11 protein-coding genes are annotated in these 10,639 nt (G+C 47.9%); 6 read left to right on the forward strand and 5 right to left on the reverse strand.

The features are described from left to right. The first annotated feature begins 85 nt into the window (after positions 1–85). The 4 genes from dapE (at position 86) to argF (ending at position 3,562) form a co-directional block, all read left to right on the forward strand. Positions 86–1,219 (forward strand): succinyl-diaminopimelate desuccinylase, encoded by a 1,134-nt coding sequence (dapE, locus tag HMPREF2661_RS00130; RefSeq protein WP_070822022.1) that lies wholly within the window; start codon positions 86–88, stop codon positions 1,217–1,219. 95 nt (positions 1,220–1,314) lie between these two features. Then, positions 1,315–1,662 carry a VOC family protein gene (locus HMPREF2661_RS00135; protein WP_070822023.1) on the forward strand — a complete coding sequence of 116 codons (348 nt, stop codon included), beginning with the start codon at positions 1,315–1,317 and terminating at the stop codon, positions 1,660–1,662. 6 nt (positions 1,663–1,668) lie between these two features. Further along, a complete protein-coding gene (locus HMPREF2661_RS00140; RefSeq protein WP_070822029.1) occupies positions 1,669–2,424 on the forward strand; it encodes a methylated-DNA--[protein]-cysteine S-methyltransferase in 756 nt (251 codons plus the stop codon). A 142-nt stretch (positions 2,425–2,566) separates the two neighbouring features. Then, positions 2,567–3,562, forward strand: coding sequence for an ornithine carbamoyltransferase (argF, locus tag HMPREF2661_RS00145; protein WP_070822030.1), 996 nt, complete (start codon positions 2,567–2,569; stop codon positions 3,560–3,562). A 103-nt stretch (positions 3,563–3,665) separates the two neighbouring features. Here argF and HMPREF2661_RS00150 read toward each other — a convergent pair whose 3' ends face one another. The 4 genes from HMPREF2661_RS00150 to hemN all read right to left on the reverse strand — a co-directional run bounded on the left by HMPREF2661_RS00150 (position 3,666) and on the right by hemN (position 7,428). Continuing rightward, on the reverse strand, positions 3,666–4,646 hold the full coding sequence (locus tag HMPREF2661_RS00150; RefSeq protein WP_070822024.1) for a TraB/GumN family protein: 981 nt from the start codon (positions 4,644–4,646) through the stop codon (positions 3,666–3,668). Between the two features lie 34 nt (positions 4,647–4,680). Continuing rightward, complete coding sequence (locus HMPREF2661_RS00155) at positions 4,681–4,926, reverse strand: DUF1289 domain-containing protein (RefSeq protein ID WP_070822025.1); 246 nt, start codon at positions 4,924–4,926, stop codon at positions 4,681–4,683. A 616-nt stretch (positions 4,927–5,542) separates the two neighbouring features. Next, entirely contained in the window at positions 5,543–5,875 is a 333-nt protein-coding gene (locus HMPREF2661_RS00165; protein WP_049323937.1) for a hypothetical protein, read from the reverse strand. 131 nt (positions 5,876–6,006) lie between these two features. After that, positions 6,007–7,428 carry an oxygen-independent coproporphyrinogen III oxidase gene (gene hemN / locus HMPREF2661_RS00170; RefSeq protein ID WP_070822027.1) on the reverse strand — a complete coding sequence of 474 codons (1,422 nt, stop codon included), beginning with the start codon at positions 7,426–7,428 and terminating at the stop codon, positions 6,007–6,009. A gap of 162 nt (positions 7,429–7,590) precedes the next feature. Between hemN and fnr the strand changes: the two genes are divergently transcribed. Beyond that, entirely contained in the window at positions 7,591–8,325 is a 735-nt protein-coding gene (fnr, locus tag HMPREF2661_RS00175; protein WP_003748691.1) for a fumarate/nitrate reduction transcriptional regulator Fnr, read from the forward strand. An 86-nt stretch (positions 8,326–8,411) separates the two neighbouring features. Here the strand turns inward: fnr and HMPREF2661_RS00180 are convergent, their stop codons facing one another. Beyond that, positions 8,412–9,362 (reverse strand): CysB family HTH-type transcriptional regulator, encoded by a 951-nt coding sequence (locus tag HMPREF2661_RS00180; protein WP_049348254.1) that lies wholly within the window; start codon positions 9,360–9,362, stop codon positions 8,412–8,414. A gap of 442 nt (positions 9,363–9,804) precedes the next feature. Between HMPREF2661_RS00180 and HMPREF2661_RS00185 the strand changes: the two genes are divergently transcribed. Continuing rightward, positions 9,805–10,566, forward strand: a complete 762-nt coding sequence (locus HMPREF2661_RS00185; protein WP_070822028.1) for an OmpA family protein — start codon at positions 9,805–9,807, stop codon at positions 10,564–10,566. The last annotated feature ends 73 nt before the right edge of the window (positions 10,567–10,639 follow it).

The following is a 10,639-nucleotide window of genomic DNA, read 5'->3' on the forward strand; positions in this document are numbered from 1 at the left end:
CATTCAGTATCTTCAAATAAACTCAAGGCCGTCTGAAAATTATATTCAGAACGTTTCAGACGGCCTGTTTTTCAAAGTGAACACAATGATCGAAACCCAATCCCTAGAACTCGCCAAAGCGCTGATTTCCCGCCCGTCCGTTACGCCGGATGACCAAAACTGCCAACAACTGCTGGCCGAACGCCTGCAAAAAATCGGTTTTGCCGTAGAAGAGCTTCATTTCGGCGACACCAAAAACATTTGGTTGCGCCGCGGTACACAGGCTCCGGTGTTCTGCTTTGCAGGACATACCGACGTCGTGCCGACAGGCCCTGTTGACAAATGGGATTCGCCACCGTTTGAACCGACCGAGCGTGCAGGCCGTCTGTATGGTCGCGGCGCGGCGGATATGAAAACCAGCATTGCCTGTTTCGTTACCGCCTGCGAGCGTTTCGTTGCCGAACATCCCGACCATCAAGGCAGTATCGCGCTCCTGATTACTTCCGACGAAGAGGGAGATGCATTGGATGGTACAACCAAAGTTGTCGATGTGTTGAAAGCGCGCGGCGAGTTGATTGATTACTGTATCGTAGGCGAACCGACTGCCGTGGATAAATTGGGCGATATGTTGAAAAACGGCCGACGCGGCTCGTTGTCGGGCAACCTGACCGTCAAAGGCAAGCAAGGCCATATTGCCTATCCGCATTTGGCCATCAATCCCGTGCATACTTTTGCTCCGGCCTTGCTGGAGCTGACGCAGGAAGTTTGGGACGAGGGCAACGAATACTTCCCGCCGACCAGTTTCCAAATTTCCAATATTAACGGCGGTACAGGCGCGACCAATGTGATTCCGGGCGAGCTGAACGTCAAATTCAATTTCCGTTTTTCTACCGAGTCTACCGAAGAAGGGCTGAAACAACGCGTCCATGCCATTTTGGATAAACACGGTGTGCAATACGATTTGCAGTGGTCTTGTTCAGGCCAACCGTTCCTGACTCAGGCAGGAAAACTGACCGACGTAGCACGTGAAGCCATTGCCGAGATTTGTGGCGTTGAGGCCGAATTGTCCACTACCGGCGGCACTTCGGACGGACGCTTCATCAAAGCCATTGCCAAAGAACTCATCGAGTTAGGCCCGTCCAACGCGACCATCCACCAAATCAACGAAAACGTACGTTTGGAAGATATTCCGAAGCTGTCGGCAGTGTATGAAGGTATGTTGAAACGTTTGTTGAAGTGAAAAGGCCGTCTGAAAAGTAGGATATTAGCCTGATAAAATGGTGTATATTTTTCTTAGGTAATACTGTGATAACAATTAGTTGATAAGGAGAAAAATTGAAGTACGATAATTTTTTCTTTCCCGCAGATGATCTGGTTACCAGTTGCCGTTTTTACCAAGATGTACTGGATTTGCCCGTTAAATTCGACTTTTCCGAAAGTGGCATGGTTGCTTTTCGGGTGGGCGAAGAAGAAGCTGCCATCATTCTCAAAGAGCGGAATAAATTTCCCAATATGACACCTGCTGTGTGGATTGAAGTGGATGATGTGCAGGCGAAGTATGCGGCGTTACAGGGTAGAAATATCCGTTTTCTAAGTGAACCTTTCCGTATTCGTACCGGATGGGCTGTGGAATTTTTTGATCCGTCGGGTAATCGTTTGGGGTTTGTTGATTATCGGGAGTAAATGCAGATGATTACTCTGCCTTCTTTAAACGAGCTTCCATCAAAGTGGAATGAAATCCGCGAGCGACTGGAAACCGATTTTTCCACCGGCCTCGAAGCCTTGCTGCACGAGTATTTTACGGAACACGAAGCCAAGCAGTTTGAGCAGGATTTTATTGACTGTATCGGTTGTGCGCCTGAAGAATATGTCCGTATCCGCCGAGCTATCCGACTGTTGGAAACGCGTTATCCTGACAGTCCGAACGAATTAACTACTGCCGCCATTACCACGCCTTTGGGCGAGATGCTGGCGGTGTTCGGTGGCAAGGGTTTGTGTCTGCTGGAATTTGTCGGGCAGAAACAGCTAGAGCAGGAAATCACGGCTGTCCAAAAAGCTTTGCACGGACAGTTTATTTTCCAAGAAAATGAGCAAACGCAACTTTTGCGCCAAGAATTGGATTTATACTTCCAAGGCCGTCTGAAAGTTTTTGCGACGCCTTTGGAAATGATAGGCACGGCCTTTCAGCAGCAGGTATGGAATGCGTTGCTGACCATTCCTTACGGCGAAACGCGCAGCTACAAGGAGCAGGCGCAACAGTTGGGTAATCCTAAGGCCATTCGCGCTGTTGCCGCTGTCAACGGGCAGAACAAAGTGTCCATCCTGATTCCCTGCCATCGCGTCATTGGCAGCGACGGCAAGTTGACCGGCTACGCAGGTGGTTTGAACCGCAAACAATCGTTGCTTGCTTTGGAGCGCGGCGAGGTTCAGACGGCCTTGTTTTGAGTTTTGATAGAGGATAAGGGGCCGCGCTACGGGTAGGCTTCGCATTCTGAAAAATTGAGCAGCAGAAGGTCGGGGAAGTCCGGCAAAATCTGCACGGAGAAAAATGTTGGGCAACGCCCACGCTAGAAAAGAGAAATACGACATGAGCCTGAAAAACCGCCATTTCTTGAAGCTTCTGGACTTCACGCCCGAAGAAATTACTGCCTATCTCGACCTTGCCGCCGAATTGAAAGCCGCTAAAAAAGCAGGAAACGAGGTGCAGCGGATGCAGGGAAAAAACATCGCCCTGATTTTTGAGAAAACATCAACCCGCACCCGTTGCGCGTTTGAAGTGGCCGCGCGCGACCAAGGGGCAGGGGTAACTTATCTGGAGCCGTCCGCCAGCCAAATCGGGCATAAGGAAAGCATTAAGGATACGGCGCGTGTTTTGGGGCGGATGTTTGACGGCATCGAATATCGCGGCTTTGGACAGGATGTGGTGGAAGAGCTGGCCAAGTATGCAGGCGTGCCTGTGTTCAACGGTCTGACCAACGAGTTCCACCCGACTCAAATGCTCGCCGATGCGCTGACGATGCGCGAGCATAGCGGCAAGCCTTTGAACCAAGTTGCGTTTGCCTACGTCGGCGATGCGCGTTACAACATGGCCAATTCGTTGCTGGTGTTGGCTGCGAAACTGGGCATGGACGTGCGTATCGGTGCGCCGAAAAGTTTGTGGCCGTCTGAAAACATTATCGAGACGGTGCAGGCTGTTGCCAAAGAGACCGGCGGACGGATTTTATTGACGGAGAATGCTCAGGAAGCCGTGAAAGGCGTGGATTTTATCCATACCGATGTGTGGGTCAGCATGGGCGAGCCTAAAGAGGCTTGGCAGGAACGTATCGATTTGCTGAAAGATTACCGAGTTACGCCCGAATTAATGGCCGTGGCTGAAAATCCGCAAGTCAAGTTTATGCATTGCCTGCCTGCTTTCCATAATCGCGAAACCAAAGTCGGCGAATGGATTTATGAGACATTCGGCCTGAATGGTGTGGAAGTAACGGAAGAAGTCTTTGAAAGCGAAGCCAGCATCGTGTTTGATCAGGCAGAAAACCGGATGCACACGATTAAAGCGGTGATGGTAGCGGCATTGGGCGATTGATTTTGCCTCAATATTGCTTACCGCTTCATTTAATAGAGATTAAATAAAGGCCGTCTGAAAGAAAGACTTTCAGACGGCCTTGTTGTTGGATTGGGGTTTATTGTCAAATCAGGACTTTGGGTTCGGGCGTCACTTGATAGCCTTCTTGACGCAATAGTTCGATTAAGCCTTTTTCACTGGTTAAATGGGCAATGCCGACGGCAAAGAGGGTGCTTTGTTTGGCGGATTGCTTGCGGATTTCAGGCAACCATGCCAAGTTGCGACGGATCAGGAGGTCGTTTTTCAGCCAATCGGACATGGCTTTGGCGTATTTGGCATCAACACGTTTGAGGGTGCGTTGTTCGGTTTCTTCCAAAAGTGAGATGAGTTCTTCAAAGCGGCCGTCTGAATAGGCTTGATGGAGTTTTTTGACATCTTCGGTTTCTTCTTTATTGGTTTTAATACTGGCTTTCAGAAAGTTGATCATGGTCTCTTCTGGCTGTGCTTTGAAGATTGCGGAAACTTCGTCCAAGCTTTCTAATGAACCACGCGGTTTGTTGATATTGACTGCTGCGTTGGTCAGCAACATATCTGCACCGGTTTCTGCGCTATATCCTCGGGGAAATGAGCTGCCGGCAAAAACCAATGCTGCCCACGGGTGGAGTTTGTCGGCAATTTTGGCGATGGGTCGGCTTTCTTCATTTTGTGAATAGATTTCTTGTAAAAGGCGGAAATCTGTTTTGCCAAGCTTGCGGCTGAGTGGTTCGGTACTCATGACTTCTTTGAAGTATTTTTGATACATTTTTTTTGTTTCCGGACTGCTGTCCGGCAATGCGTCAACTTCTGTGGTCAATTGGTCGGCGGATTGTAATAGTTTGAGGGCATCGGAAGACAAGGTTTGATTGGTTTGCCCCATGTGGATGGTGCCGAGCAGATAGGAATCGGGTTGGCCTTCTTTGCTGATTTTCCAAACATTGCTGGTGAGTTTGGGCTGCTGCCAGTTGAGTTCGGTAGGTTTGCTGTCGGGTGAAGTTGAGGCGGGTTTGCAGGCGCCCAGGGCGAGGGCGGTCAATGGTACAAGCAGGCAGGCAAGCAGTTTTTTCATGTTTTTCCTTATTGTGGTGTGCGGTGAGGGCGGTTTAGAAGTCGAGCAGGTTTTGAACCGGTTGTTCGCCCGTGTCGGGCTTTTCTGTTTTGCGGTTGCGGATTTTGGCCTTCCTGAGGGCTAGGAGGTGCATGACTTGATGTTTTTGGCTGTCGGTCATCTGGTGCCAATACAAGCGCTCTTCCCGGCTGCGCAGGCAGCCTTTGCAATAGCCTTTGGCATTGGCTTCGCAAACGCCGATGCAGGGGCTGGGAATGGGGAAGAAATCGGGTTGATCCATATTTTAAAAGCGTTTGAGACCTGAGACCGGATAAACCAAAATTGCAGACTGCATTCGTATTTGTCTAAATACGAACGGTGTATCCAGCAGGGTTCCTACCAATATCAAATTGAGTTGATCATTTCAATAAGTTTATATCTGCCACCCTAGGCATAAAAAACCTAAGAGAAACCATAAATATATCGCAGAAGAAGTCAGTATCTTCCCTATTTTCAGATTTTTCCAATAAAACCCAAGTAAGAACATTATAAAAATTAAAGGAATTCCAATATAAATATAATACTTAAGCGAACCTAATTCACTGAACACGTTTATAACAGAATAGAGACCGATAAATCCACCTGACCAAAAAACAATTATTGTCGGCCCTAAAAAAATAGCCGTTATTAAATGAGGGAGCAGTATGATTTTTATCCATTCTTTATATTTGTTGTTCATTTTAATCCCAATTACTGCAATGGTATCGTATCAATTCAAATGAGGGGAGCAAAGTGTACAGTAACGTCACCAAGAACAATTACGGTATGTTTGGCAGAATCATGTTTTAATACATATCTGGAGTTCCGTTATATTTTGATTTTCAGACGACCTACGTTCATCCCCAACTATCTACATTTTATGACTTAATCAGTTTACGCAAAGACTGATTGTTGTATTTGATACCGGCAATCAGCCGGTCATATTGGTGCATTCTACGGAGCGAGCGGGTAATCAGATAGACCGAGAAAATAATCAAGCTGATGTTCATCAGACTGACCAGTACGAGCAGAGGCCAAACATCAACGGCCTCGTACCATTTCGATGTCGCAATCAGCGCACTGAAAATAGACAAAGGGAGTGCGAAAACAGCAATGCCCGTACGCATGACAGCAAGTGCCGTGCGTTTTTCAGCAAGGAGAAGCTGTACTTGATTGATACTGAGGATATCGTTTTGCTGTTCGGTAATCATAGGATACGCGCCTATACAAATTAACTTTGAATTCTGATAAAGCGGAAAATATGGTTTTATGTTACCCGAAAGTATTGAAAATAAAAACAAAGGTCGTCTGAAAATTTTCAGACGACCTTTTCCATTCCTGTTTATACGGTTTGCGAGTATTTGGCTTTGGTTTCTTTATGGCGCAGATGATAGTCGAACACCATGGCGATGTTGCGGATCAGGAAACGCCCCTTCGGCGTAACGGTCAGGCCGTGCGGTTTGAGGCGGACCAGGCCAAGGGTTTCCAGTTGCTTCATGTCCTCCAGTTCGACCGCGAAATAACGGCTAAACGGAATGCCGAACACGCTTTCGTAAATCCGATAGTCGAGCGAGAAGCGGCACATCAAATCCTGAATGATGTTGCGGCGCAAAATGTCGTCTTGATTGAGCTGGTAGCCGCGCATGATGGGCAGGTGTCCGGCATCGAGTGCGGCGTAATAGGCATCGATATCGCGCTCGTTTTGGGAGTAGGTGCTGCCGATTTTGCCGATAGAGGACACGCCGATCGCTACCAAGTCGCAGTCGGCATAGGTGGAATAACCTTGGAAATTTCGTTGCAGGAAACCTTCTTTGAGGGCGATGGAGAGCTCGTCGTCAGGTTTGGCAAAGTGGTCCATGCCGATGAAAACGTAGCCTCGCTCAGTCAGGGTTTGAACGCAATATTGCAGCATATCGAGTTTTTCTTCGCTACCGGGAACGACATTGGTGTCGATACGGCGTTGCGGTTTGAAGATATGTGGCAGGTGGGCGTAGTGGTAGAGGGCGAGGCGGTCGGGGTTGAGGGACAAGACCGTGTCAATGGTGGTTTTGATGCTTTCGGTGTTTTGATGCGGCAGGCCGTAAATCAAATCGACGCTGACGGATTTGAACCCGGCTTCGCGGGCGGCATCGATGACTTCTTTGGTTTCTTCGTAACTTTGGATACGGTTGACGGCTGCCTGCACTTTAGGATCGAAGTCTTGAATGCCGACACTCATGCGGTTGAAACCGAGTTTGCCCAGTTTGAGGACGGTCTCGCGGCTGACTTTGCGCGGGTCGATTTCGATGGAGTATTCGCCGTTGGGAATCAGCTGGAAGTATTTGCGGATCATGTCGAAGACGCGTTCGAGTTGGTCGTCGCTCAGGAATGTCGGCGTGCCGCCTCCGAAGTGGAGTTGCGCAAGCTGGTGTCGTCCGCCCAAATGCGGTGCCAGCAACTCCATTTCTTTTTCCAGATATTGGATATAGGCATCGGCACGGCTTTTGTCTTTGGTAATGATTTTGTTGCAGCCGCAGTAGTAGCAGATGGTATTGCAGAAGGGAATGTGGATGTAGAGTGAAAGGGGTTTGTTGAGCGCGCCCATGTTGCGCAGGTTTAAAGCTTGGATATATTCGGCTTCTTTAAAGCCTTCATGGAAGCGGTCGGCGGTCGGATAGGATGTATAACGTGGACCGCTTGATGGTAAACTGGCAATCAATTCGCGGTCGAATTCCGGTAATTCATTGTTTGTGTTGGTGTTATTTGAGATGGGGATGATTTTCATGGTCGGGGCTTGTAGTATGAAGTAAGGAAATTAGGGAAAATTTTAGTCAAAATTTCGATAGTTTGGTAGAATGCCTCATAATGATATGCCGACTTTGACATGGGTCAATAGTTATTCGGCTTAATCAGGGATTGAGAGAACTAAGCAAATTAAAGGTGCGTTATGGCTACACACAATGCAACACATCAAATGAAAACCTTGTGTTCCACATGTTCTTTACGCGAACTGTGTTTGCCTGTCGGACTAATGCCTAACGAATTTTTACAATTAGATGCGGTTATCCGTCAAAGCCGCCGTCTGAAAAAAGGCGAGTACTTATTTCGCGCCGGCGAGCCGTTTACCTCTTTATTTGCCATCCGTGCCGGTTTCTTTAAGACGACAGTCGCCAGCCAAGACGGACGGGATCAGGTAACCGGCTTTTTTATGTCGGGCGAGCTGATCGGGATGGATGGGATTTGTTCCCATATTCACAGTTGTGATGCTGTGGCTTTGGAAGACAGCGAAGTATGCGAGCTTCCGTTTACACACATTGAAGAACTCGGTCAGGATATTCCCAGTCTGCGCTCTCACTTTTTCCGCTTGATGAGCCGTGAAATTGTCCGAGATCAGGGCGTGATGTTGCTTTTGGGCAATATGCGCGCCGAAGAGCGCTTGGCCGCTTTTTTGCTTAACTTGTCTCAGCGTCTCTATTCCCGAGGTTTTGCCGCCAACGATTTTATCCTGCGGATGTCGCGTGAGGAGATCGGCAGCTATTTAGGGCTGAAGCTGGAAACGGTCAGCCGCACCTTATCCAAATTCCATCACGAAGGCTTGATTTCGGTTGAACACAAGCACATCAAAATCCTGGATGCGACAACTTTGAAGAAAATGGTTTCCGGTTGTTCGCACGCTATCTGAATCTGAGGCCGTCTGAAATTGTTCAGACGGCCTTTTTAACAAAAGTTAAAGAATAATTGTTAAGTTACGCAAGTGATAGTTAGATGTTAAATTGAAAAATCTTCAACGACCGGCGTGTACAGAATGCGGTCAACCGCTTCACGGGTCAGTTTCGGCGCAAACATCTGTATAAAATCATAGGCATAGCCACGCAGGTAGGTGTCGGTGCGTAAGGCTATCCAAGTGGGCGACGGCTCAAATAAGTGCGCCGCGTCTATCAGCTGCAAATCTTGATCGACAACGGGATCGTACGCCATTTTGGCCATCAAACCCACGCCTAAGCCTAAGCGTACATACGTTTTCAATACATCCGTATCGGCAGCCGATAAGGCAACATCAGGTTGCTCGATATGCGCTTTATTAAAGGTACGCGCAATGCTGCTGCCGGAGTTGAACGCAAATTCGTAAGTAACCAGCGGAAAAGAAGCCAAATCTTCAAGGCTTAAAGGATTGCGGCAGTCCAAAAGAGGGTGGTCGTGCGGGACAATGACGGCATGGTTCCATTCATAGCAGGGTAGTTTGCCTAACTCGGGGTGATCGTCAATGCGTTCGGTAATAATTGCCAAATCTGCTTCGCCGCTGCTGACCATTTGCGCAATGGCAGAAGGGCTGCCTTGTTTGATGGTCAAATTGACCTTAGGGTAGTTTTTGACAAATTCCGCAACGATTTTGGGCAAAGCATAACGCGCCTGGGTGTGCGTCGTGGCAATAGTCAGGGAGCCGCTGTCATGATCGGTAAATTCGCTGCCGATATTTTTAATGTTCTGTACATCGCGCAAAATCCGTTCCGAAATCTCTAACACGGCTTTGCCCGGTTGCGAAACGGAAACCACACGCTTGCCGCTGCGGATAAAAATTTGGATACCCAATTCTTCTTCAAGCAGGCGGATTTGTTTGGAAATGCCGGGCTGGGATGTAAAAAGCGCATCGGCAGCCTCGGAGACATTCAGATTGTGCCGGTAAACTTCAAGGGCGTAACGTAATTGTTGCAGTTTCATGGTGGCAGTATCGGATACGTTGTTATTGTGGATTTTGTGCGACAAACGGTCTGTAATTTAACATATTTTGCCCGGTTTTGCCCTGAGTTTTGAAAATGGTTGTTTTTAATGAAAATATCTTTTAATGATATGAAAACAGGAAATCTGTGAATGAAGGGGGGATGAAGTTTTGTTGTTTTTGTACAACTTTGGGCGGGTGAATTGGCTGATTTTGCCCTAAATTAATGACACAAGATTGATTTTTCGGCATGATTAACTACTAGGAAGCAGGCACTTCATAATTGTTTGAAGGCATCGAGTATTGACAGTTTGCCTTGCGCTTCTTTATAGTGCAACCTGATATATCCGATTTGCCGCTGTTTTGATACTGCGGCCTGTATATTGGTACTTTGCAGCGGTTGCTTTCCTAGTCCGCCGCATAACAATTTGATGAGGGAATAAAATGACCAAACAGCTGAAATTAAGCGCATTGTTCGTTGCCTTGGTTGCCTCTGGCACCGCAATGGCCAGCGAAGCGCATACCAAACATGGTTACGTTGTAAGCAGCCAATCTCAAGAAATCGTCCGTAACAACTACGGCGAATGCTGGAAAAACAGCTACTTCGACAAAGCTACCCAAGGCCGTGTTGAATGTGGTGACCGCGAAGCAGTTGCTCCTGTACAACAAGATCCTGAGTATGTTGATGAAACTGTTTCTCTGTCTACTAAAACTCTGTTCGGCTTCGACAAAGACAACCTGCGTCCTGAAGCTCAAGAAAACCTGGACTCTTTGGCTCAACGCCTGAGCAACGAAAGCGTACAAACCGTACGTGTTGAAGGTCACACTGACTTCATGGGTTCTGAAGAATACAACCAAGCTCTGTCTGAGCGTCGTGCTAACGTAGTTGCTAACTACTTGGTAGGCCATGGCGTTGCTTCTAGCAAAATCTCTGCAGTAGGTCTGGGCGAATCTCAAGCTCGCATGACTGCTACTTGTGAAGCTGAAGTTGCTAAACTGGGCAAAAAAGTTTCTAAAGCTAAGAAACGTGCTGCTCTTATCGCTTGTATCGAACCTGACCGTCGCGTTGATGTTAAAATCCGCAGCGTTGTCACTCGTCAAGTTGCTCCAGGCCAAACTATCGAAGGTCAAGGCGAATTGCCTGCTACTGATGAAGGTTGGATCCCAGCTCCTTACAATGGCGTTCACGGTTACGCTAAACCTTAATCGGTTTGTGAAAAATGCCCTGCGATATGCGGGGCATTTTTTTAGGGGCTGACGTAGATTAGCCCTAAATTCC

Origin of the sequence: Neisseria sp. HMSC061B04 (assembly GCF_001836705.1) — a bacterium.
GTDB lineage: Bacteria > Pseudomonadota > Gammaproteobacteria > Burkholderiales > Neisseriaceae > Neisseria.